Below are 23,648 nucleotides of genomic sequence, written 5' to 3' on the forward strand. Positions count from 1 at the left end.
GCGAAGGGTTGCTTCGTTTGGCAAGGATGAGTGCGTTCCGGTAGGGTGAATCTCAACGCTCTGACTTGTCCATTAGCTGAGTATGTCGCTCAGCCGATTAAATCCAGGAGGATGCTTGAAAGCCGCGCGAATTATGCGCTCGAGTATATGAACATTCGGAACGTTGATATATGAGAGTCCGCTGTATATTTTGTCGTCTGTGGAGGAGCCAATCTGAAAATGCCCATCATTGATCCATATCTTTGTATCGTGCCACGAACACCATACCGATTCATCCCCGAACATTTTATGTTTCGTTAGCAAGACACTGTCATCTTTCACAACGACATCTCCGATGGATATTTCCTCCCCGTCGCGCAATTTCCCAAGTAGGTCGATTGAAAGACGTGTGCCTACAGAGAGCCATAGTTTTTCCACAATGGACAGAAAGACAGGTTCCCGCGACAGTGAGATTATTGCTTCTGATATGGAATCTCCAAACGCGATCGTATACTGTATTACGCCTGCTGACTGACGAACGCCTCCCCAGCGTACGCGTGTGATAGATGCCAAGCTGTAATTTTTGTTCTTCCACTCGATGCCTTCCGCCGAGATTCGAAACGTCTGTTTGAACAGGATTCCAATCTCAACCTGGTAGGTGATCGCGCGTCTCCATTCGTCGAGTTCTGCTACCGTTTGCTGCTGGGCTTGAATGATTTGCTGTAGAGTGGCAGCATCCTCCTCAACCCGCTCTCGAACCTCAGGCAATTCAGCAAAAACGCTTTGAATGAGATTTGTTAAGCGCTGTGATTCCGCTACACAGCCATGCTTATTCGTCAATGTTATGGCTAGTCCTCTAATGTTAAGCGCTACCTCACGGCTGATTTCATGTTGTTGGCCTCGCGCTTTGGCGTTTAATTGAATCGGTTGAGCCACGGTATCCCAATTCCGGACTACGTGGACCAATACATCAATGAACTGATTAACAGCAACGCCTTTCTGTTCCGCCTCCGATTCGATGGTCGACACGATTTTCTCGATGTTGGTGGCCTCTTGCTGAAGAAATGGTTGGCTTTCTACTTCATAAGCGCCAACTACTTCATCGATCAGCATAGGTGGATTTACGCTGCCGCTCTTGGTAGCGTTATCGACCGCCAATGTAACTGCCTTAATGAGCTCAGCTGTGGGTATACGGTCTAGACACTCTTTGATCGCGGTTCGATAGTAATAAACTCGCTCTTGTAACTCGTTTGAAACGGTTTCTGCGGTTACCGGCGGAAACCCCGCTATGCTGCGATCTTCATTAAGCGAGAGGGTGATCGCCTCAGGAATGCAGTCACTAGCAAGGTTCGCCAATCGTTCAATGAGATTAGCCATCGTGAGCGCATTAACTGTATCGTCAAGACGTTCAATGGCGGCCGCGATAAGATTCGCATGAGTTAAAGCGGGCAATCCGGTTTCATCTGTAATGGACATGGGATGAGTGAGTGCTTTTTGGGCGAGTTGAGTAGCCCGATTCGGGGCTAGACCTGGCAACCAACTGAGCTCCGCTGTTAAGCGCGTACGGGGGTTGCTCAGATCAGCCCGGGCTTTTTGACAGGCTTGTGCATCGTGCTCCAGCGAACGCTCGTCGGCCAGCTCAATCAACCTCCGTCGATCATCCCTCGTCGATGCACCGAGTACCCAAAACGCGTTTTGTTCCAACGCGGTAGTGGTCATCTAATTATCCTGCTCCTCTCGCGGGGCCCTGTTTCTAAGTTCGGAGTTACGGGATCGGAAGAGTTATGGAACCGCTTCGCACCTTCCGCTTCCAGGCGAGCGCGCTGGAGTTCCACTGCCCGTTGTGCCGCCTCATAAGTATCGTGATGATATCGATTGTGGGAACATCGTCGATTGTAGTCGGCTATCATGCCGTCGTACCGAAAGACTTCGTACTTGTCATCAGTTTCCTGGACTTGCAGTGAGGCAGCATCGAGTCGTATCGCTTCGGCCAAGCAATATTTAAGTTGAGCAGAGGTCAAGATGCGGTCACTACCTACGGGGGGCATGTCTTCCGTAAACTCTTGCGAGAAATCGGACGGAGGAGTTGGCTTACCTGCGGCTGGTGATACTGGCCTGGAGGCACGGGGCTGAGGGGTGTTCTGGTATATGGAATAGAGGAACACCAGTACAAATACGATTCCCACGCCTGTCACGAACATTCGAACGAAAGGTCTAGGGGATTTGTCACTCGGCTGCTTTTGGCCAGTTGGATGCGAAGAACTGTGCGTGGTAGATACTACTTCGGATGGAAGACTGCTAACCGCGGCGTTTCCAGAAGATTGTGATGCCATCCAGCGGGCAACATGGACAAGACTGTCCACATCCGAAAGCATGATGGCCAATCCCTTAAAGCCAATCGCCCTGTCTTTCATTCAAAAATAAGATCCTTTGGTTATCCTTAAACGAAGCCAATGCGGGCCGTGTTCGCGTTATCCGTTTGACGGGTTGGTGTTGCGTGCAAGGCCGCTAGCATATGTGCTTGCCCCAACCGTGCCTTTCCCGACCTGGCGGCCAATCGTGCGCCCTCTCGCACCATGAATGAGACATCAGACAACGGTCGTCCAGACAATGCCTTGGCGAGTGGTGTGATTTCGACATCGGGTTCAGTGGGTAAGGAAGACAGTAGGGTTGTGAGAAGATCTGCGATTTCTGGCTGAGTGGCATTCCCTACGAGGATGATATGGTCAAACCGTCCTCTTCTAAGAATGGCGGGGTCTATCATTTCAATTTTATTAGTCATGGCAACGACGAGCACTCCATGATGGACCGCTTCAGGAATCCGTCGAAGAAACTCGGCGACTTCTTCTACGCGATGATGTCCGACTCCGGGTGCTCTTTCGGCTAAGAACGCTTCCATTTCGTCAATGACGATGATTGAAGGTGAATGCTCTATGGCATCCGTAAAAACTTGAGCGACTTTTCGGCTAGTCTCGTGGATGTATGGACTCGCCACACTGGAAGCATTGATTTCGTAGCTAGGCCACCCTAAAAAATCGATCAACCGCTGCACCGCAAATGTTTTGCCACATCCAGGTGGGCCATGAAGGACGACTGCCGATGGAAAGGTGATCCCAAGCGCCTTATAACGATCCGGATGTTCGATGATATCCACGACATGTTCGTTGAAAAACGTTTCGAGTTCTGGTCGCCCTGGTAATTCGAATCGGGCTTGGGGGGTGGTGGTACTTTTAGCGGGCTGAAGGGATGGTTGAGCGACTGCCACTGAATTGGGCGAAACGGGCTGAGAGTCCACCAGTGGTCCTTCATTGACGGAGAAGCCCGCCTCCTCAACGATATCCTTTAGGTGAGTGGCATCTAGCCAATTCAAAGTGTGAGTGAGACGCCGAAAGGATGTCACTGGGATTCGAGCACCTCCTGTGAGCCAATACCCCAACACGGTGGCATCATCGGTACAAGAACTGATGCTATAGGTAGGCAAAAGGCGTTGAAGCTTTTCGATGTAGAGTGAGTCCTGGAGCGGCGAGACACTGTCGCATGCTCTGGTCGCTTTGAGTGCGGTGGCAAAAGCAAGGGCTTCACTCTTCGAATTTGGGGCAGGTCCGGAGGAGACCGGACATAATAACTGGTCCGCAGGACTAGCGATCATAGAAAGCTGCAACGTGCCGAAGCAAAACCGAGGAAGTGTATTAGACGCTAATAAACCTGCGCAGATCCATTTTTCAGTGAGGTCTGCGGTGGCGAGCAGAGCGCGATTGCCGCCGACTGTTTGAACGATTTGCCAGCCCTGTCCCTCATACAGTGCTTGTCTCGTGGAACTACCATCGGGCAGGTGAAATCCAATTGGGAGCCAATTTACGAGCGCCATAGTTATCCAAGGACAATATTTGTTGGAGCTACCATATCGTCGTCGGCCGCGGTGCCGATCCTGGCACCCTCCAGCTGAGCAACAATGTGACGGACTTTCTCCATATCGCTCGCCCTGAGGGCTTCAGTACCGGCCGCTACCAGCTGCGCGTGTTCTTGGCAGTCAGGATATAAATGCACGGCCTCGGCAAACATCTTAAAGCGGTCAATCACGAACCAATCTTGCCTCCAAAGAATGAGGAAGTTCTTCCCGCGAAGTTCATCCAGATGCGATTCGAAGGTACTACTATAGCGCATGATGACACTTTCAGCGGTCTTCACCAAATTTTCGAAGGTAGATATCTCCGAGGGGCGTGCGTGAGGACGCACATGCTTCTGAAAAAATGTCACAGCTTTGTCTAGTTCGAGCTGACGAATTGTCTTTAGATGTGTTTGACGAGTTTCAGCCAGCAGGCGTTTTAACTGTTGGACATCGTCGAGAGCCTGTTTGGTAGTCTCGGGATCCATCATCCCGACGGCGGTTTCAGCACGGCTCAGTCGTTCTTGGACTTCAGTCAAGCGCGGGTCGTCGACCTTTGAGACCATCTCGTCGAGGCGATCCTGGACCTGGCTGGCCTGTTCTTGAAGCAACTTGGCGGCCTTGCTGTAATCAATTTGACCCTCTTGGCGAGAATAGAAGTTTCGACTGTTTTGAAATGAGCCGCTGATTGAGGGAACTGATACTCCGAGGATGATTTGCCCGGAATCGAGAATCTCATACTCGCAGTGAAGCTCCGCTCCTGCGGATATGGCGCCATCCGAGAAATCTTGACCAGTAATTTTGAAGAGCCCGATAAAGCGATTATCCGTGATGGGGTCCTTGCAATCACCCTCCCAGAGTTTGAAATTTATTGAGTCGGCAGTGCCAGCCTTCAAGGACGTCTCAGCACGAAAGGATAATGCTCCCTTTTTGGGTAGAGGCTCGCCTTCCTGAATTAAGTAAATTAGCCCAACCGCACCGCCGATCTTGTCCTTGGCAGCGACGCCAATAGAGTGGGAAGCTGGTATGGCATCAATGGTCGCAGCTGTTCGAGATATTATCAGGTGAGACGTGTCAAGGGTTAGCGGTGACCCAGCGGCATCCAGCACATACACCTTGAAGCTATTCTCTCCCGGCCGGCTGAGGACCACGTCCACTGAGGCCCCGTCGCGAAGGGAAAGACGACCGGAAGACCATCCGTTATCGAGACAGTCGATTTGAAACTCTGTGCCGAGGGCAATTGTGCCACTGACTTTTGCTAGAATCTTGGCTTTCAGATCAGGCGTCCGGCTTGTGTAGACAAAGGAAACCGAGACGGGTCCGCCGATCGTGATCGTTCCGCGCGATTTCTTCCGTTCTCGATTGGTTGTACTCCAGTCTATCGATTCGGCAAATATTGCGGCCCCCTCCGCAACTGCGGTCATGGGGTTGATTTCACTCGAAGCGGCAATACCCAGTTCAGAAGATATTTTGTCGCGCAGTGGTTTGTATTGAGTGGGGCCTCCGACGAATATCATTCTTTCGACGTCTTGCGGCTCATATCCCGCTTTCCGCAAGGTAGTGCGAGCGGCCTCAATGGAATCTAAAATTTTTGGAGCAATAAGTTCGTCAAATTCCTGTCGTTTGAACGGTACATCGACGTAAAGTTCTCTTCCGTTCTCATCTGTCAAATTGAGTTCTGTCTCGGAAAGGCTGATTAGGCTATCTTCTCGTTGTGATAACTCGATTTTAGCCTTTTCAGCCGCCCAGAGAGCCATCCGAGCCAGAGGCTTATAGCGCGATTGCCTGTCAAACTCATCGGGTAAAGAGAAAGTGTGAAACAACCATGGCTTAACTACGGCATCGAAAATCTGGCGATCAAAGTCAGCTCCTCCGCACATCGCAATTCCGCCACCAGCTAAAAGGCTCACCCGTCCGGCTGTGCTCTGGGCGACGGCAATGTCCAGGGTGCCGCCTCCTAGGTCATAGATGCAAAAAAGGCCATCCTGCTTTCGTTGGCGCATGACGCTCATGACGGCGGCAACTGGCTCTTGCATCAGAGCGACTTGCCCGATCTGGGCAAGTGTGGCTGCAGTCGTTGTAGCGTCTTTTTGCATTTGATTGAATGCTGCTGGGACAGTGATGACAGTGCCGACTTCGTCACTATTTCGGATTTCTTCCGGTAGGTACCCAAACAGAGTCCGCAGGATTTCAGCAGAGCATTCTTCTGGCGTCATGGTGCGAGGCACAGCTGATAGATCAATTGGCGTATTAGTGCCCATGAACCGTTTAAATTTGACGGCAGCACGTTCGGGGCTTCGGGCCGCGCTTGCATATGCGCGCGAGCCGACATATTTCCCCCGTTTATCAAAAAAGATGGCTGAAGGCGTAACGTCATGTTGGTCCGGGCTCTTGTAAAGGCGTACAGTTTCACCGTTGTATGAACAAATGGCGCTATTGGTGGTGCCTAGATCGATGCCAACGTAATTCATATGTGCGCCTTTCGAAGCATCACTGTTCCGGCTCTTTTTAGACCTGTGGGGCCCATGATAATCGGTTCGATCATCTGATCAATTAGTAGGGGTGCGTCGGATGGGAAGTCGGCAAGGTTGACAGGGTCGGCAGCAATTCCAGAATCAAAGGGCTGACCTTCTAGGTTGACGAGCGTCAGCCCAACAGCCTGAAGCTTTTCTTCTATTTTCCGGTGAAAGTATCGAAGTTGATTCGCATAGCGATCACCATCTCCAGCATCAAGTCTAGAAAGGACCTTTTGAAATAGTTTCGCGAATCGCCAACTTTCGATGGTCATTTCGATTATGAGTTGCTGATAGGAGCCAACTGTGAGGTCGTCGCTATTGCGATCCATTTTTTTAGTAGACGTATCTGAATACAAATGCCGGGATTGAAGAAAGCACGTCACTGCAGTGAACGGGCTCACCATCGATCACGTGTGTGAAACAAATGAAACGGAGGCAGTATACTGAAATTGATTGTATCTGGGCCACAGCCCATAAGGGGGGTACCTGAAGAAAAGTTCTCTCCCTCCAAGCGTAATGGATATAAGTTTCTATAGAATGGCAGCTAATTCTGGAAGATCTTGGAAACTTTGAGTAGTCGAGCAAAGTAGGTGGACATTTGGCCGTTCCGATGGCGAGTGCCGGATCGGAATGAACGCATTGTTCCATGCGTCTGGTTTGCTCCGTGAGGTAGCGGGCGTCGATGGCGGCGGCTGTCCGCTTTAGAGGATCGAAGTTGACCTTTCCCGCGAGGAGGCGATGGCCGATTCTCTTGCAGGTTTCAATCAGTTTATTCTGTTCCGAGCTTATTTCGTCGGAGGGGGATGCGCTCCTATATATGTGATAAGAGCAGTGATCGCTTTGCCAGCCAGATGATCCGGCGCCAAAGGTCCGAAAGTACGCAGCTTCTTGGACTTTGATGATCCCTGAGATGGATATTTTGAGTCGTGGGTATCGATGCCTACAGCATCGGCCATGAAGCGGCCAAATGTTGTATCAGACAAGTTGAGCACATAGCCGCTGACCGAGTGGAACGGTTCGTTCAACGTATGTCCTTTCGATAGTCAAGGAACTCATATGTCATGAGTGAACTGTTGCTGTTTCAGCGTCGATCGCCGTCAGGCCTGCGACTTCAACAGGCGGATGATCCGGGAATTTTGCGATGATCGACAGGCTGCCTCCCATGGCTTCGATGTAGCTGCGCAGTGTTGAAATCAAGAGGTCGCTGCGCTTTTCGAGGCGGGACACCCCTTCCTGTCCGATGCCGAGGGTTTCGGCAATGCGTTCCTGGGTGTGCCTGTGGGCCTGGCGCAATTCACGCAAGGTCATTTCCTGCGCGATCAGTTGAGCCGCGCGCGCTTCGACCTTCTTCCGGCGCGCCGCCGGCAGCTTCTTCATTTTATCTTTCAGTGTGGTAGCCATGATGTTAATTCTTTCGTTTTCTCGTCGCGCCAAGATGCCGGTCAAACCTGTTGTCGGCCTTGCGGATCAACTCTTTGTAAAACTGCTTTTCACTTCCACCTGACTTGTCTGCGGCAACGAGCACGACGGCACGGCGGCGGCGATCAAAGGCAAAAGCCACCCGCCAGACCCCATCCGCGGCATTGAACCTCAGCTCCTTCATATTCGCATGCCTGGAGCCTTTTGGGGTGTCGGCCCATGGGTGTCCGAGTACAGGGCCGAATTCCCCGAGAAGGTGAAGATGAGCCAGCAGCTCGTCGAACTCCAGGGCCAAGTCTGTATAAAAATGCAACATCTCATGCCACAGAACAAGTATGCCTTTAAATACATATGTTTTCAATAACATGATCTGCCTTTAATATATTCCTGTGCATAATGATTCAAATATGGATCCTGGCGTTTCCGTTCGATTTTCTGTGGGAGCGGGGCCATAAAGGCATGGGCAGTTGGGCGGGGTAGGGGTGAGATAGATCAAGGGGGTAGGATCCCAACACCTAATTTCAAAGGGAAGCAATTTGTCTACGCGCATTGTAAGCTCCCGGTAAATCACGACACTCAGTAAGGAGAACGTTTTGGCACAATAGTCACCCTCAGCTGGGAGGTTCCCATTCGCCAGTCGAAGTTCACTGAAACGCAGATTGTCTCCATTCTGAAAGAGGCTGACGCCTGTCGCCCGGTCAATGAGATCTGGCGGTACTACGGCATCAGCTCCGCCACGTCCGACAAGTGGAAAGCCAAGGATGGCGGTCGGAAGCTTCTGATGTGAATCGGCTGAAAGAATTGGAACAGGAGAATAGCCACCTCAAGCGGATGTATGCGGATTTGTCGTTTAAGAATCTGGCCCTGAAGGATTTCATCGCAAAAAAGCTCTAAGGCCTGCTGAACGGCGGGAGGTCGTCACGCATCTGGTGACGGTCAATGGCCTTCCGGTTCAGCGGGCCTGTCGTGCCGTGGGATTGCATCGAGCCACATACTATCGGCCGCTCATGGATTGAGTGCGGCAGGATGCGCCGGTAATTGCCGCGCCCACGACGCTCGTGGCAGCGAAGAGTCGCTGGGGCTTCTGGAAATGTTATGCCCGTCTGCGGCTCGATGGGCATCCCTGGAATCACAAGCGACTCTAGCGGGTGTACGGGCAGCTCCGACTGAATCTGCCTCGTCAGACGAGGAAGCGGCTACCAGTTCGAGTTCGACAACCGCCCGTCGTCGTCCCACAACCCAACGCCGTGTGGACCATCGACTTCATGAGGGACACCTTGTATGACGGACGACGATTCCGAACCCTCAATATTCATGACGAAGGCGTGCGGGAGGGCCTGACCATCGAAGTGGATACGTCGCTACCCGCTGAGCGCGTGGTGCGCGTCTTGGAACAGGTCGTCGCCTGGCGGGGACGGCCGCAGGCCACGTATCGGACCAATCTTGAAGCCCGAAGTGTTCCATTATCAGTGCCGCCTTGACGGGGGAGCTTACAGTTCAGGGAGGTCTCTGGGGGGATTGCTTTTCAAACCCAAGTTTCAGCGTTCTGCTTTGCTACTTGCAATGAGCCAAATGAGTGGAGGCTCGCCGTGACTCCAGAACAGCAATCACCGGTAAGTGCTGCTGACTCCATATTCGCAAGAGTCATAGCAGCAATAACGGCATGGAAGGCAATAATGATTGTCAACCTTCCTGGTTATGCAGTGAGCAGCTCCGGATGCTTGACTCCATAGAGATATAAGTCTACTGTCATCCCAGGTAATTCACTGTAGTTGTACGTATCGCTACGTCGAAAATCGCCCAATTACCGAGTACCGCTGGCAGGAGACGTGACGCTCCTTACATCCGGAATCACTCGAGAAGACAATCAGTAGCACATATCAATCTATCTAGGAGGCAGAATGTATTCCAGGATAGCACCGGCAATAGCACTCGCATGTATTCTGAGCGGTTGTACGGGTGTACGCTTCGCGAATCAAACTGTGGACGACGGTCTTCCTAATGACTATACCAACCGCACACGCATAGCCAATTCTGCAGATTACCGATTCAATTTGCCAGATAATATTGGAGCAATTTTGGAGGAAGATCCGACTAAGCCTGGCTTATACAGGTTGGCAGCTACGAGTGTTATTCGTCCCGAGGGATTCAATCCGAAAGAAATATTTTTGGCCAAGGAGGACAATCAAGTTTACAACGGAAAAGTCACTGCTGGAGGCCAGACATCTGGGAATTATACTGCAGTTGGATTGTCTCTTGAGGCCAATCAAGTGGCAGAAATTTCGATAGTCGACGTGTCCCGTGCAGATATCCCCACACCAGAAATTCCGGTGGCCGCACTTCACAATTATGCACAGACTAAGCCTGCTCAGAAGCAGTATTGGATAAAAAGTCTTTTGCTGTCGCGATTGCTAAAGAGGATATATGTCGAACAAAAAGCGGATTTTGCAGCGTCTGGTCCTGCCTTCGGAGCGAATGGGAAGGTATATGGGACAACAGCTATTCAGTCGAACGACTTTAATTTAACGGCTGTATTAATTGATATTGATACATACAAAACCACAAAGCCGCATATCACTGACAAATCCTTCGGTGACGACCTATCTACAAATGTGCCCGGAGTGGTAACTCTCAGGTCACTATGCGCACAGCCACTCAAAAGCAACTCGACTCCGGGCTCTATTTCTAATTGTCCTCGCTAATTTGGGATACCGACGGAGACATGAGTAAATGGAAAATCACAGTGGCAGTAGGGCCATGGCGCAAATACCAGGACTTCTGCCACGTTCTAACTAGATCATCTAAAAGCGTATGCCGCTCGCTTTCGTTCTGACGCTTTTCCCAAATAGGAAAGGTGAGTCGAATTCGGTCCATCGTTATTTGCCAGAAGGTTCTCATTTTTATGCAGAATCGATCTGCGAGCAGCTTGCGCTTTTGTCTTCGGAGACGTGAGAGGTGGCCTTTTCCGTTTAGATCGGGATTAAGAGCTTACTTCCAGAGACCACAGGCTTCAGACCGTTTTTTATTAAAAATCGGATTTGATTTCACTACACCCTCGCAGAAATATTTATAGGTATCATGAAAAAAAGGATCGCGTTGATGCTCCTCACGAGTCGAAGTGACCTCTGCTACAGAGCCTTGAGTTTGAGCTTGAATCCCCGCCGCAATTTTTCTGCATTCTGCCTCTGGATTGCTTCCCCCATCTAACCAACTAGTATTATCCTTCCATGGCTGTATAGATTGCCATTTCTCAACACCATGGGTGTTGTGACGACAAGTTGAGTAACAAGCTTCTGGAAACGGAATCTCCGATTCAATTCCTGCCAATGCATTTCTCTTAGAAATAAGATTAATCGCAAGTGAGATCGGGACTATATCGTTATTTTCTGTGCCAGGTAATGTCCCGCCTTGCACCAATCCCATCACTCTCCCGTCCTCATTAAATACTGGCCCCCCACTAAACCCACCCTCAAGAAAACCATCTACTTTGTGAAATCCTCTTTCGGACTGCAAGTTAATTATCGAAGAACTAGCCGAGGTCAAACCAAGGTGGGCGGGAAAGCCCAAGGCTAATACCGATTCCTGAACTTCTGCATTTTTCTTAGTCAGCGTAACAGTGTGTTTGCATGTCTGAGATTGAGGGAATTGCCATAAAGCAACATCATTTATTTCGTCCACTTCTCTAAGGACTAGAGGGAACCGTGTGCCAAAGCGCGCTCCCACTGTCGACCACATCGTCTGATTCGGGCTCGCTTTGAGATGCGCCACTGTTACGACATAGCCGTCATGCGACACAACAAATCCTGTTCCAGAATTGACTACTTGACTAGTTTCGTTATCAGTTACTTCTAGGTACACGATTGCCGGCGTATTGATTTCCAGAATTTCTTTTTTGGTCGCGGCAAAACTTTGAGCTGAAGTCGCTAACAACAATAGAGCTAACCAAGCAATCGCTTGCATGACTCCTCCTAAACAATCCTAATGTAAGTATTAAACTTTATATCTACAGGGACGCGTTTTTTATTTATCGTTCTTTTTGTCCTGACTGCATCTAATGCATACGGTGTTTGGCAAATCCTAGAGTTCTTTTCTTTGGTTTGGTTGCCGCCAAGGCATACAATTTGAGTGTCGGTTGGATTTGGTAGTTTAGCTAAGAATGCAACATGTCCTAGTCCAACAGACTTTGTGGTGTTGATCTCATAGCAAGTAAATACTGCAAGATCACCTATCTTTGGTATTTTTGTCTGTTCGAAGAAGTTTTCGTTCAGGAATGATTGAGATTTCGGACTGCCGCTCGTCTGTCGGCCAGAACGTTTTAAGCACCAATTCACAAAAGCTGCACACCACGGAGTCAGATCATTTTCGGCCCTATAGTTTGTAGCACTAAAAAATTCGACAATTAAGGGATTCCATGAGGCGGCTTGTGGCCACTGGGTTATAACCTCAGCGTCTGTTTTCTCAAAGCTCAGAAAGTAATTTGCTATGTCGTAAGGTGCTTTGCCTTTAGGGGCACCCTCCCAGATCGCCTTTGCCCTCTTGTATTGCTCCTTGTCGGGTGCATGCGTGCCAAACGGTCTAGACTCATTAATTAGATCGAACGACGGATACTGAAGCTCGTCCAGTGTATCTTGTGCATCATCCGCCGCTCTTCCTAATGATGGCGCACGCAACAAGAATGGTAATGTGACGGCTAGGCGGATAAACGACCGGCGGGAGTGCATAAGTGTACCCTTTTTATTTTATGAGTGAATTGTCTGGGCGGAGCTTGCCAGATGGCTCTGCGAGCTCTCTAAATAAAAAGCGGTGAGAGAGGCCACAAGCCTCAGCCCGAGCCGATTGTGGTAATGTCAATTTGTTCGCCGACTACCAAGGTGGTCAGCGCCCATCACGTAATCAGGTGTCATATGCCCCACCTGAATATTCAGCTAGCAGGCTCCGCCAGGACTAAGTTCTCAATAGGTGCTACGGAATAGTTGCGAATTGTTCGATATTCTTGATGCCGCAAGATGCAGCATCGAGAACGTCCTTTTCTTCACTACGACGATTATATGCAAATAGACGTATGTACACCAGATGCAAAAAATGCATGTATATACAGTTCAGTAGTACATTTTAAGACCTTTCACGCCTGATCGCCCGAAAGAACGCGGCCTGAGTCTCCGCAAGGCTCATCGGTACGAATGTCGAGGTTAAAGGCATGGTAGCCTCACGTGTCCTAGGTTTCGGTGCTGCGTGGGCTAACGGCCCTGTCCGTTTCGCCCCTGGACGGCCCGCCCCATTAGTGAGGCGGGCCAACGCCAACCGCTTGAAGTGACGGCTGCGTTGATACGGGGGAAGCCGAACTAGCCACCGAAACAGTCGCATATCGTCCGCTGACTTCTCCGAGAAATAAACTGTGACTCTAGGCATGCGAGGCCTTCTGTGCAGACGCGTCACCCTGTGGGGAATCCTCAGCCCCCTGATCCTGCGCGCGTGTCTGATCTGTACTGGTGAGGCGGATGTATTCCAGATAGCCGGCCGCATTGGTGAACTGACTCTCCGGCAGAATCGAATAGTCGTCTCTGAAGTGGCCGAGATAGGAAGCGAGCAGAGCTGATCCGCCGCCACAGTAAAGCAAGTGATCGATGCCTGGTGCACCTTCCTTCCACAGTCGTGTCATCTCGTTGTGGAGCCTCGTAGCCAACGGTCGCACATAATGCTGAACCAGCGCCTCTAAGGCTTGCCGCTCGACCACACCCCCTTTAATCTTGATCGGCTTGTCCTCGCGCAACGCCCAGTCCACCTCGTAGGCATCAATCGGTCGTTGATGTTGGGAAGACAATTTCTGGGCCACTTGTGTATACACCTGTCCAACCCCCAACACGACCCCCGCCGATTCGTGGTTCAAGTACTGTCCATTGGAGAAACAAATGAGTTCCGTTGTGCGGCTGCCGATATCGACTAAGGCCACCCGTCCTTGCGCGAGTGCGGAGTTGGTGCTGATCGCGAGGCACAGCGCGCCGAATCCTTGAGGTAAGACGGCCACGGCGGGAGCTTTGAGCGCCTTCCGGAAGACGTCGCTAATTTGGTGCTGGGCCCGCTGAGAGCCGAAGATATGTAGGGGAATGCCTGTCACGATGCGGGAGCCTGGTGGAACGAAGTTGGCGCCGGCATAGTGCAGCAGCGCTTTGTAGCGCGTGGTCATCCACCAGCCGTCATATTCCTCGCTAAAGCGAAACCCACGGGTCACTGCCGCTTGGCCAACAATATACTCTGCACCCTCGAGTTTCACGGTCTCCTGGGGATCGGACAAGCTCAGGTCGATATTGGAGAGCTCCGCCGGCGCCACCAGAGACGGGAAGACGTGCGCCTGTCCCTCCTGAGTCAGGATCTTCGTGTATCCATACCCGACGTCGATCGCGACCCATGGAGCCGAGGACGCGGGGCGTTGGCGTCCACGAGACGCTTTCGGTTGTTCAACAGTCGCCTTACTCATACACAGCCTCCGTTCGTCATGCGGTTCAGATCGGGCCCACTCAGTTAGGGATGTATTACTAACTTCGTGGCGCTAGAACGGGCCAGTACAGCACTAAATCCATTTGTCATACATGTCAGACAAATAAGTAAGACATTTCGCTGTCGTGCGTACGCAGATCTAAACGAGAATCCAGTGAGTGCACAACGAGTTCATTGGATCGGCCTGACATCCACGGTTGTGTGGGGGAGGCGGCCCCCCAGGATAGGAGTAATGTCATACACCTGTTCGGCGGATGGTTCGCGAGTGCGCCAGGGCATGGATTTAGCGCAAGCTGTCCGGCAGCGCGGCCCACGTCTTTTCAACACTCCCTCGGCGCTTTCCCGTCACCATCACGCTGGCCGATAGCGACGTACGCACTGTGAGTAGGGTGCGGCAGCACTGTCGCGTACGCATTTCGTATACCGGATGCATATATGGTGTCTTATATTGAGACTTGTCATCGTCCTCCCACTTGCCCCCTGACGGCGTTCCGTATCCGGTAATACCTCCCCCAGGAGGTGCCTATGCCACGGCAGCGAGGGGGAGCGTTACACGAAGAGTACATGAATCGCTTTTACGAGCTGTTGCACGAGGCAAGAGTCCGATCACCACGCTTGGTGGGTCTCTGGCTCAATATCCTCTTGGATGAAGATTCGCCCAGGATCAAGCGACGCTTTCGAGGGCTCGACCGGTACATTGAACAGATGATTCTCAAGTATCCGGCGTACTCGGCGCGGGCATTGAATAATTTGGTGAGGAAGCAGCGCCAGATGGGACTCAATGCAGAGCATGTGGTTCGGTCGCGGATTCGGATGGTCAAAGCGAAACTCCGCTCTCGGGCTTACCGCCAAGCCAAGAAAGCCTCGCTTGCCGGGGATGTGCAGTGGATCGGGCGGGAAGAAGATGCGCGTCATCTCCAGAATACAGGTGACGCATGATGGGGCGAACGCATTGCCTGGTGCCAGCCGCGCTGGCAGCCTGGCTTTTTGGCCCAGACCCCACGATTCTGTTGATCTCAGCAGGAACTGGGCTCTTGCCGGACATTGACGAGCCGCAATCGACCATTGGCTATCGATTGTTTCTCTTGGCCAAAGGATTCAAAGGGCTGGTAGGCCATCGCACCTATAGCCATTCGTTGGTCGGAATTGTGACTGCCGCTTGCCTGGCCGTCATCTTTGATTTGCCATGGATATGGATCGAAGCGGGCTTGATCGGCTGGGTGAGTCACCTTGTATTGGATGCACTGAGCGGGGGTGTGCCGTTATGGTGGCCATTGTATGCGACGAATCGGGAGCGGTGGGTGTTGGCGCGATGGAAGCCGTTTGGGTTTGCCGATCATCTGATCTTAGTTCTGGCAGGGGTAGCGTTGGGCGCAGCGGCGATTCATGGAAACTGGCTGGGGTGGTGGATCGAGCTCCTGAAGCGGGATATCAGCGTGTCGCAATGAGAGCGGGACTGCCGGCGCGAGCGCATGCTCGCGCCGGCCCTACGGCCACAGCGTGTATGGCCGTGGAATAGAGACCGAGGCCCTGCCGTCGGGGAACCATTCCGGAAAGCGCGCGAGCGCATACTTAATAGCCACATGACTATGGCAGAAGACTCCAGTGGGCAGTAGCAGAGGAATGTGTAGGTAGGCGTCGCGGCGAGCGTCGTCGCGAGCCCCTGCCGAAGGCCTCTTCTTGTGCGGGAGCGACGTGGAGAAGAGCGCGGACAGCACCGCGACGATAGGATCGCTATGGCCATTGATACTGTCCGCCGTGCGCTGTCGGTCTTCTTGTGGAAGAAGACAGCTACGCTAAAACATAGGTGATGTAAGACTTCACAGTGTGATGCGCGACTGTCCAGCTCGGATCGCGCGGGCAATGGCGCCGACGTCCTTCTTATCCATCTCTCGGTCCTGTGCACGGAGGCGAGCCAAGGTATCGACGGATTGCTGCTCCGTTACATGACGAAGCGTGCGCAGTTTCAAGGTTTCAGATATGGGCAAATGAAAGCCGGTGTGTCTCATAGGGACCTCCTTGTGGTGAACAGTCACAGGAAGCCGACCCTGCGAGCGTAGCGAGCCGCAGGTGGGAGATGCAGGACGGGGTTACGGGAACGGAGACAGCTGCGGAGGCCCATCCGAGCAAGTTGTGAACAGGTGCTCGATGAGCGTTTCCACCTTACACCAAAACTCATAGTGCGCATTATCGTAGGTGCGGCCGCTTTGGCCGCGTCGTGTCAGGGTGTACCGCGGGTACGCCGTGGAGATCTGATACATCTGGTATTTCATGTCACGCACACAGGTGAGATAGTGGAGCGCATAGCGGTCACGATTTAGCTCATCCTGCGTCGCATAGCAGCTCATGACAAATTGTCCCTGTGAGGATGTGCGAGAGAGATTGTGAAATGTACAGTCTCGACAGGTCTCATATTGGATGAGACCGAGAGTCGAGTGTTCGATCACCGTGTCTGGGCCAACTTCCTGACACTGGGGACAGAGCGGTGTAGTGCGGCCCATGCGATCTCCTTTGGTGCCAGTGTGTGTCGCAGGGACTTCCCTGCGTTCCTATGAATGTACGACAGAGTACGTGGCTCCTCTGACCTGACAGGCATCGATCATGTGTTTCGTGCCGCGCGACCGGCCATCCCAGAAAATCAGGATCAGATACGACGGCACCTCGAGGGTTTCGTGGAGCATGGCAGAATTTCTGAGCATACCAGGTGATTTGCCATATCGGTCCCAGTCTGCCGGACGTCGGGACACGGGCACTCCGGCTAAACGTGCGGCTTCTTCTGCCCACGAGTCGACTCCCCTGGCACAGCCATGGATCAGACAATCGCCCGCACGGAACGACTTCCGCATCACGTCCATGACCAATTCCTTGGAGGGAAAGTCGCGACTACCCGATACGAGCACGACTCGTTTCACAGGACCTCCTCGAAGAGTTCAGCTGCGTAGAGCGTTTCTATGAGGCTTGGGTATCGACGGGTTAGGGCGTCGGCACGCGGAAATCTGTGGCCAGCTTCACCGGAGGGTAGGTGTACACCGTGGGCCAGGTGAGACGAATGGTGACCGTACAGATGCGAGTATAGCGATCATAGTGGTTCGTAATGTCGATGATCGGATCGGAGGTCGGGCGTACTGCCAGCGTCCTGAGCATGTGCGCGTGGCTTTTGGCGAGGGCTAGTTGAGCTTTGGGTAACGCCAGACGACAGGCGCGCGCCTGGTCCGACACGGGATAGCTCGCACCTTGTCCTTCGACAAACGGCATCTCTATGAGCGTGGGTTCGATGGTCGGGAGGGTGTTAGGGGTGATCTCCTCCGCTTTCACAAGATTGGAATGAACCCCGAGAACGAGGATGAGCATCACAAGAGCGAGCATGCGCATAACAGCCTCCCGACAGACGTGTTTTTACAGCGTGATTCATGCGAGTGATCGTGCCGAGGCGGCCTGCCCGCGTAGCGGGCCTGGACTGGAGGGGTCTGCCTCGAATTGGCGGTGGAGTCACTCAGCCATCGACAGCTGTATTACTGGCCAGGGGCAGGTGTCACCTGTGAGTGGCGCAAGCGTGGAGGCAGAATGGAGAGGGGTAACTCAGGAAAAAAGACATGATTGGTGGCTGCGTGGCGCGCGAAGAAGTCAACGCGTGCATTACCGTACTCTCCGTTATGCGCCTGGATTTTGGTCCATGTGATGCGGACTCTGGAGGATGCCACTCGCTCACGATAGCGTTGTGTCCGGACCGCATTGGTCCGCCACGTGCCGTTCGCCCAATGGGCGAGGCCGGTGTAGTCAAACCGAATCTCGATGTCCGTGCAGTCATGAGCCCGACACCATTCTAGGACCTGTTCGACCGCGTGACACTCCCCGGCCACGTTGCGAAGACTCAATGCGTCTGGGTGTGAGATGGAGCCGGCCTGGCCGTCGATGGATTGGCCCTCGCGCCAAATTTCGAAAGCCCAGCCAATGTGCGCGTTGTGGTCTTGCTCGCAATAGGAGCCATCGACGTAGGCAACAGTCGATCCTGCTGCCTGTGTAATGGGAGCCACCAGAGGCATGGGGTGTGGGAGCAGCAGCGTATGAAACTCTTGGAGTAGCACATCGTACAAACCATCCGGCCAGTTCTTGCCCTCCTTCACGAACGAGGTCTTGTCTTTGCCCACATAGAGGACCGCGTGCAGCGTGTGGGGAAGGGAGGGATGAGCGAGCGATACCTTGTGACCGTAGTTAACTGGGGCACCGACGGTGGCCGTGTATCCGGACTGTGTTAGTCGACCGATGAATGTGTCGGCAAGCCGTCGGGCCTGCTCGCTTGCACGCTGGGCCTGGGTGTGGTGTGGGATCATGGTGGACCTCCTGGGTGACACCTGACGATCACCTGCCCGCGCAGCGGGCCTATGGGGATGGGCGCATCTCACGGCACCCGTGGAGCCACGGTCAGGGACGAATCGGCGTAGGGGCGGACATCACAGACGCACCCGGTGCCTTGAGCCTCGATCCACATGGAGAACCGGCCGGTCCCATCGCGGTCAAACCAGTAGAACAGTGGGGCTGGCAGAGTCTCCACGACAGTGTTCTCGAATTCATTGTGGAGAACGTTCACGATTTGTCTGGCGGTCCGGTAATTGACCGTGCGAGATCCGCCTACGGCATAGTCGCGGACATAGAAGCCGGTGGCGATGTTCACATCTTCGTCCACTAACTGAGTGTCTGAAGGTTCCTCTGGAATGGGCGGGATGGATTGGGACTGTGCCCAAGACATGTTGGTGACGACAAGCAGCAGGAAACAGAGGAGTCCGATCAGAAGCGGACGAGTAGAGTGCATAATCCCTCCGTCAGGAGGCCTGGTGTTAGGGTGGGGCGATCCAGACGCAGTGTGGGTTGATCACGAGAAGGTGCACAGTCGAGGCGTGAGACGGGTGTCTCGGCGTTAAGCGGCCGCCTGTGTCTTGGCGCGGCGCGATGACACGATTTGAATGCTGGACTGTGCTGCGGCCTCGTTACGTGCCCGTTCGATGAGCGTCCGCATATGAGGGGCAGTGGCGCGGTGGATTGTTAACAGGTACTCCTCTGCACTCGCTGTTTTTCGGGTGATCGTGTACCCGCCCGTATCGGCCGCATCGTGCGGATTCTCGACGAGGTAGGTACACGAATGTGCGGAATACGGTTCCGGGGAATGACAATGATACCCGTAGGCACGGATGAGGGCAGTCAGAGCAATTCCCACACTCATGGGACTCGGAAAGGTATACCGTTTCGCCGCAGCGGGTTTGGACATACACACCTCCATTAAGGTCATCGAGCGAGGACTCTGCCCGCAGGGCCAGCAGGAGATTTCAGCCCCTGACGCGTGCGGTCAGGAGCGATGCCGATTGGGACGGTAGACAGGGGCGAGGTGTCGGAGTTCGAGGGAGAGTGGGTGGCGTTGATAGTGCCGTCGTCTTTTGTTGTGCAAGATCCGGCGGAGGAACGGGTGGCCGACACTGATTCCGACGAAGAGCCCGCAGATGATAATCGCAAGGATCGGAGCGTTCTGCATAGTGGTCTCCAGAGCTAGGGGAAAGACCAAAGGTTGGAACGGGGAGGCGTTCAGGTGTGCAAGAAACTGCGCCGCTCAAAGCGTAGGGGATAGCACGATGTGCGTCGAACGTGCTCGGGCCTCTTTGGGGTGTGTGATTAGGGTTTGCATAAAGTATCCGTACCCATCGCCACGCTGAACCAGTTTGCAGTATCGATACGAAATTCCTTGAATGAATTCTTTGCCGGTCCAAATGTTGAAGCTGCCTGAGACGCGTACTGCTACGCGCCCTTGGTAGGTTCCTGACTTCTTGCCCGAGGGCACGTTGGCCTTGACCAGATCCCCGGTTTGAAAGCCGTTGACTAGTTTGTGACGCATCAAGTGGCAACGCGGAAAGCCGTTTTTGCTGAGCCTGGTGCGCTGATATCTTCCGCGCCCCGTGCAGCGAAGCTCCAGGGTGTTTCGCTGCCAGCCCTTCAGCACGCTGAACTCGCCCACACACGCTGCATCGAGGGCATGAGTCTTGGGCACATTGAGGCGCTGGCGGTTGTACTTCGTGAGACCACCCGAGGCCAACTCCACCGGTAGGCCGGTTGAGTGCAGCGCCTGGGCAAGAGCCCAGCGCGTTGTGTTGACCGCTGCCGCATCCTTGAGCGGGCGCTTGGCCTGGTCCTGTATACGGCGCAGTGTCTCGGGCTGGTGAGCCAGGAAGATTTCGATCGGCTGCGCAGCCTTCTTCTGGTTGCAACACTGGCACGCCAGCACCAGGTTGCTAATCCGGTTGCTGCCGCCCAGTGCCTTGGGTTGGAGGTGCTCAATTTGTAGCGGAGTGTCTTTGGCCTCGCAGTAAACGCACTGCCTGCCGAATTTTTCCAGCAGGTACTCTCGAACTTCGTAACCAGCCAGCGTGCCTTGCTGGTACTCGGTGCCGGAAATTTCTGGATTCTGCATCGCCTGCATGTCGAATCGTACCAGTTCGCAACTGATGTCCTTGATGGGGGCAAAGCGTTGAAGGCGTTTGACCCAGGCCAGCGTGGTATCTATGCGGTGCTGTAGGCTGGGTGGAAGCCAACCGGCAGAGCGAACGCGATTAAGAATGCGGGGTGCGCGGTAGCGCAGGTTGCCTCTGCGCCGACGACGCATGTGACGGCGGGCTGTCAGTGACTCACTGATCTGGCGACCACGGTGCTGTAGCTCAAAAAGGCTCAGCACGGTAATAGAGGCTGGGGGCTGGTGCCGCACCAGCGCCATGCCCGTAGCCTTGCTGCCTGGATCGACTTTAAGGCGCACCGGCTGCACGATGGCTTCGGTGCGATTCTTAAGACGGATCACCAGAGGTACAGCGCGATGGACGACAGCCCGTCCTTCTTTGAGAAGTTGCCTGGCCCTGGCGGGGTGGCAGGGCATCAGTGTCTGTCCTTCTCTGTTCAACACAAAAACCTGTGATTGAATTGGATTACTCCTTTGTTCTCGCCTTTCGGCGGTGACGTGTGCCATGCGGCACATCTCCCCTCGACCATGTTGCAACCCAGCGTGGATGGCGGGGCCGTTTCGTAGCCACCCGTGCCTTGTCTGCACCGCCGCCTTCGAGTGCCTGGGACTGAGGAAGCATCCCAGGGTCGGTTCTTTAGCTCTAGTTGCAACGTAGATTGGGACCTACCCATTCTTGATCTGGTCAACCTCGAGCTTGCCGGGAATCCTTTCTGCAAGCTCCTTCCTTTAGGGGAGGGGCGGTTGACTACTCCTTAGAGGGAAGCGGATTCCAACCCGCCTGGCTGCTTCAAAGCCTACCTTCCTGAACGCCTTACACTGAGAGGGATGATTCTGTTAGTCCGCAGAATCCACGGGCGACGATCGATGTGTGGGGATCGTCTACCCACATGGCCGGGACCGGGACTCTGTCAGCGAGGGCCGATCTGAGTCCCGGTGGCAGGCCGACGCACTGTCTTAATGATGCTTGCCCTCGCGGATCAGTTTGTACTCGAACGCGGCGACTTCCAAGGTGGACCGCTTGGTTTGTGTAGACTCATCAATCCATTCACGGTAGTCGAGGGTACCGAGGAGGAGAACCTGATCGCCCTTCCGTAAGGCATTGGCGAACTCTTCGGGCTTGTCGCCACGGTATGTAAACGGCACCCAGTTGGTCTTCTTGGCCGTTTGGCCATCCTTCATGTAGTTCCGATGAGAGGCCAATGAGCCGGTAACGATTATCCGGCCAGAGGTTAACGCGACGATCTCGGGATTCTGGCCGAGCTGACCGGCGATCTCGATTTTATTGGTGTCGCGATACGGTTTCTTCATTTCCTGGGGAGTCTGGGTGGATGTGTTCATAGTTACCTCCTGCACACGTGATTCGTTCAAGCACCCTATGTGCCTGAATCGTGACGCTGTGATGCCTGCCCGCTGCGCGGGCCTTCGTGCGGCCTGGTGCGTTGTGCGGGTACGCGCTGTGGTGAATTGGTAGACGGAGTCATGGGGCCGTGTCTTACGTGGACGATGACGGGCGAGCCGGTGCGATAAGGGAATGGATGATCTGTCGCTCCGGATGTTGATTGAAAGCTTCCTGCGGAATGTTGAGAAGTGCGAACACGCCGCAGGTGACGGGGTCGAGTTGATAGGCGCGACCTGGCCACCTGGTCTCGATCGTCTGTACGACATCGTTTATGGGATGCTGTGGATCGAGCACGAATAGGTGTTGTTCGGCTGGGGCGTGCAGTGAGAGGTGCCAGACTTGGCAGCGGTCTGGCGTCAAGTTGGTGGTCTCGTTGACGGCAGGAAGTGACGATAGCCGTGGGCATAGGTCCTCGTTCAACAAATCCGTCGGCGGCTGCTTCTTGGCCAGAGCCTGCGTGAGCTTGGCATAGATGCGTTGAGCACCTTGCGTCCACGAGGGGTGCGCGGGGAGGCCGAGAAAGGCGGCTTCCGATGCGCGTTTTTCATCATAGGTAAGCGGACGAGGAGTGGGTGAGGTGTCCATGAGGGGCCTCCTATTGGATGTGGGCGTGGCCGGTCATCAGATGGAGATAGACGTCGGTCACGAACACCGGCAGTTGTCATGCTGCCGCCGGAGAATGCGGCGGCCGTTGTGCGAGGGGTATTGCCTAGGAGGCTTGGACGAGGGATATGAGCCGTGATGGCACGGGCTTGAGCTGTCCTCGCGAGGCGGTGGTACGTGCCAACACCCGGGAGAGGACTGCGTCCGATTCAATGGGGCTGTCATGTAGTGAGAAGGTCATGGCCTGGAGAATGGTCGTCGCGTCGAGATGCAACCCATTGGCATTGGCTTCTTCGATGCATTCCCACAGAATCGGCTGAGGCCCGTGCTGTAGGGTGGCGAGTGCTCCGTGATGTCCGATGACGATCAGTTTGCCTTTGGCCCGGGTCAGGGCGACATTTATCAGTTTGTGCGGGGCCGCATCGTCATAGGCCCAGCCTAACATTGATCGGGTCGCATTCTCCGTCGTGACCGTATCGAAGATTACGACGTCGCTCTCCCGTCCCTGGAAACGATGGATGGTGCCCACGCGCACGAGCTCATCCAGTTCTTCCAGGCGCAATAGTCGTTCGATGAGGTTGACCTGGGCGCGATAGGGACAAATGATGCTGACGGTAGGCAAATGACCGGATGTGGAGAGGGCCTGTTGCGCCAAGCGGACTGCAAGCAGTGCGTGATAGAGGTTGAAGGGAGAGCCTTTTGCGTCCCGAACAGTGACGGGGTGAGCAGGTTCGGTGTTGCAGAAGATGAGGGAATGTCCTGGTGCCGGCGCGGCCTCAGCGGTCTGGCTGCGGTCCGTCAACGTGGACGGGGCGGAGACATAGCTGAGCCCAGCGCGTGCGTAGAGACGACGGC

The 23,648-nt window shown here is 53.9% G+C and carries 25 protein-coding genes; 5 read left to right on the plus strand and 20 right to left on the minus strand.

Annotated features, from left to right (window positions below; translation table 11 throughout):
• Positions 1-72: 72 nt before the first annotated feature.
• The 7 genes from GDA65_18980 to GDA65_19010 form a co-directional block, all read right to left on the minus strand.
• Positions 73-1,698, minus strand: coding sequence for a hypothetical protein (locus GDA65_18980; protein MBA5864770.1), 1,626 nt, complete (start codon positions 1,696-1,698; stop codon positions 73-75).
• A 721-nt stretch (positions 1,699-2,419) separates the two neighbouring features.
• Positions 2,420-3,847 (minus strand): AAA family ATPase, encoded by a 1,428-nt coding sequence (locus tag GDA65_18985; protein MBA5864771.1) that lies wholly within the window; start codon positions 3,845-3,847, stop codon positions 2,420-2,422.
• 2 nt (positions 3,848-3,849) lie between these two features.
• A complete protein-coding gene (locus tag GDA65_18990) occupies positions 3,850-6,336 on the minus strand; it encodes an Hsp70 family protein (GenBank protein MBA5864772.1) in 2,487 nt (828 codons plus the stop codon).
• Positions 6,333-6,710 carry a hypothetical protein gene (locus GDA65_18995; GenBank protein MBA5864773.1) on the minus strand — a complete coding sequence of 126 codons (378 nt, stop codon included), beginning with the start codon at positions 6,708-6,710 and terminating at the stop codon, positions 6,333-6,335. The genes GDA65_18990 and GDA65_18995 overlap by 4 nt, the downstream gene beginning before the upstream one ends.
• Before the next feature lie 456 nt (positions 6,711-7,166).
• Positions 7,167-7,406: a hypothetical protein gene (locus GDA65_19000; protein ID MBA5864774.1), complete on the minus strand. Its 240-nt coding sequence runs from the start codon at positions 7,404-7,406 to the stop codon at positions 7,167-7,169.
• Between the two features lie 34 nt (positions 7,407-7,440).
• Positions 7,441-7,782: a helix-turn-helix domain-containing protein gene (locus GDA65_19005; protein ID MBA5864775.1), complete on the minus strand. Its 342-nt coding sequence runs from the start codon at positions 7,780-7,782 to the stop codon at positions 7,441-7,443.
• A gap of 4 nt (positions 7,783-7,786) precedes the next feature.
• Positions 7,787-8,116, minus strand: a complete 330-nt coding sequence (locus GDA65_19010) for an addiction module toxin RelE (GenBank protein ID MBA5864776.1) — start codon at positions 8,114-8,116, stop codon at positions 7,787-7,789.
• Between the two features lie 285 nt (positions 8,117-8,401).
• Between GDA65_19010 and GDA65_19015 the strand changes: the two genes are divergently transcribed.
• From GDA65_19015 to GDA65_19025, 3 genes are all read left to right on the plus strand, one after another.
• Positions 8,402-8,587: a transposase gene (locus tag GDA65_19015; GenBank protein ID MBA5864777.1), complete on the plus strand. Its 186-nt coding sequence runs from the start codon at positions 8,402-8,404 to the stop codon at positions 8,585-8,587.
• A 478-nt stretch (positions 8,588-9,065) separates the two neighbouring features.
• A complete protein-coding gene (locus GDA65_19020) occupies positions 9,066-9,281 on the plus strand; it encodes a hypothetical protein (protein MBA5864778.1) in 216 nt (71 codons plus the stop codon).
• A 420-nt stretch (positions 9,282-9,701) separates the two neighbouring features.
• Entirely contained in the window at positions 9,702-10,502 is an 801-nt protein-coding gene (locus tag GDA65_19025; GenBank protein MBA5864779.1) for a hypothetical protein, read from the plus strand.
• A gap of 286 nt (positions 10,503-10,788) precedes the next feature.
• On the opposite strand, the gene GDA65_19030 is transcribed toward GDA65_19025, so the two are convergent.
• From GDA65_19030 to GDA65_19040, 3 genes are all read right to left on the minus strand, one after another.
• Complete coding sequence (locus tag GDA65_19030) at positions 10,789-11,760, minus strand: hypothetical protein (GenBank protein ID MBA5864780.1); 972 nt, start codon at positions 11,758-11,760, stop codon at positions 10,789-10,791.
• An 8-nt stretch (positions 11,761-11,768) separates the two neighbouring features.
• Positions 11,769-12,521, minus strand: coding sequence for a CHAP domain-containing protein (locus GDA65_19035; GenBank protein ID MBA5864781.1), 753 nt, complete (start codon positions 12,519-12,521; stop codon positions 11,769-11,771).
• 680 nt (positions 12,522-13,201) lie between these two features.
• On the minus strand, positions 13,202-14,275 hold the full coding sequence (locus GDA65_19040; protein MBA5864782.1) for a hypothetical protein: 1,074 nt from the start codon (positions 14,273-14,275) through the stop codon (positions 13,202-13,204).
• A 545-nt stretch (positions 14,276-14,820) separates the two neighbouring features.
• On the opposite strand from GDA65_19040, the gene GDA65_19045 reads away from it, so the two are divergent.
• Together GDA65_19045 and GDA65_19050 are read left to right on the plus strand one after the other, a co-directional pair.
• Positions 14,821-15,234 (plus strand): hypothetical protein, encoded by a 414-nt coding sequence (locus GDA65_19045; protein ID MBA5864783.1) that lies wholly within the window; start codon positions 14,821-14,823, stop codon positions 15,232-15,234.
• A complete protein-coding gene (locus GDA65_19050; GenBank protein MBA5864784.1) occupies positions 15,231-15,743 on the plus strand; it encodes a hypothetical protein in 513 nt (170 codons plus the stop codon). The genes GDA65_19045 and GDA65_19050 overlap by 4 nt, the downstream gene beginning before the upstream one ends.
• Before the next feature lie 372 nt (positions 15,744-16,115).
• Here the strand turns inward: GDA65_19050 and GDA65_19055 are convergent, their stop codons facing one another.
• The 10 genes from GDA65_19055 to GDA65_19100 all read right to left on the minus strand — a co-directional run.
• Entirely contained in the window at positions 16,116-16,304 is a 189-nt protein-coding gene (locus GDA65_19055) for a hypothetical protein (GenBank protein MBA5864785.1), read from the minus strand.
• Between the two features lie 81 nt (positions 16,305-16,385).
• The gene (locus GDA65_19060) at positions 16,386-16,796 is read right to left on the minus strand and encodes a hypothetical protein (GenBank protein ID MBA5864786.1); all 411 of its coding nucleotides are present in this window, start codon (positions 16,794-16,796) and stop codon (positions 16,386-16,388) included.
• 48 nt (positions 16,797-16,844) lie between these two features.
• Positions 16,845-17,207 (minus strand): DUF2493 domain-containing protein, encoded by a 363-nt coding sequence (locus GDA65_19065; GenBank protein MBA5864787.1) that lies wholly within the window; start codon positions 17,205-17,207, stop codon positions 16,845-16,847.
• A 61-nt stretch (positions 17,208-17,268) separates the two neighbouring features.
• The gene (locus GDA65_19070) at positions 17,269-17,667 is read right to left on the minus strand and encodes a hypothetical protein (GenBank protein MBA5864788.1); all 399 of its coding nucleotides are present in this window, start codon (positions 17,665-17,667) and stop codon (positions 17,269-17,271) included.
• A 140-nt stretch (positions 17,668-17,807) separates the two neighbouring features.
• Positions 17,808-18,626, minus strand: coding sequence for a hypothetical protein (locus GDA65_19075; GenBank protein ID MBA5864789.1), 819 nt, complete (start codon positions 18,624-18,626; stop codon positions 17,808-17,810).
• A gap of 68 nt (positions 18,627-18,694) precedes the next feature.
• Complete coding sequence (locus tag GDA65_19080; protein ID MBA5864790.1) at positions 18,695-19,105, minus strand: hypothetical protein; 411 nt, start codon at positions 19,103-19,105, stop codon at positions 18,695-18,697.
• Between the two features lie 105 nt (positions 19,106-19,210).
• The gene (locus tag GDA65_19085; GenBank protein MBA5864791.1) at positions 19,211-19,558 is read right to left on the minus strand and encodes a hypothetical protein; all 348 of its coding nucleotides are present in this window, start codon (positions 19,556-19,558) and stop codon (positions 19,211-19,213) included.
• A gap of 336 nt (positions 19,559-19,894) precedes the next feature.
• Positions 19,895-21,304, minus strand: coding sequence for an HNH endonuclease (locus GDA65_19090; protein ID MBA5864792.1), 1,410 nt, complete (start codon positions 21,302-21,304; stop codon positions 19,895-19,897).
• Between the two features lie 441 nt (positions 21,305-21,745).
• Positions 21,746-22,456 (minus strand): single-stranded DNA-binding protein, encoded by a 711-nt coding sequence (ssb, locus tag GDA65_19095; protein MBA5864793.1) that lies wholly within the window; start codon positions 22,454-22,456, stop codon positions 21,746-21,748.
• Between the two features lie 443 nt (positions 22,457-22,899).
• Positions 22,900-23,648 (minus strand): hypothetical protein (locus GDA65_19100; GenBank protein MBA5864794.1); only part of this gene is annotated, 749 nt, incomplete at its 5' end.

It is taken from the genome of Nitrospira sp. CR1.1 (genome assembly GCA_014055465.1).
Classification (GTDB): Bacteria; Nitrospirota; Nitrospiria; order Nitrospirales; family Nitrospiraceae; genus Nitrospira_A.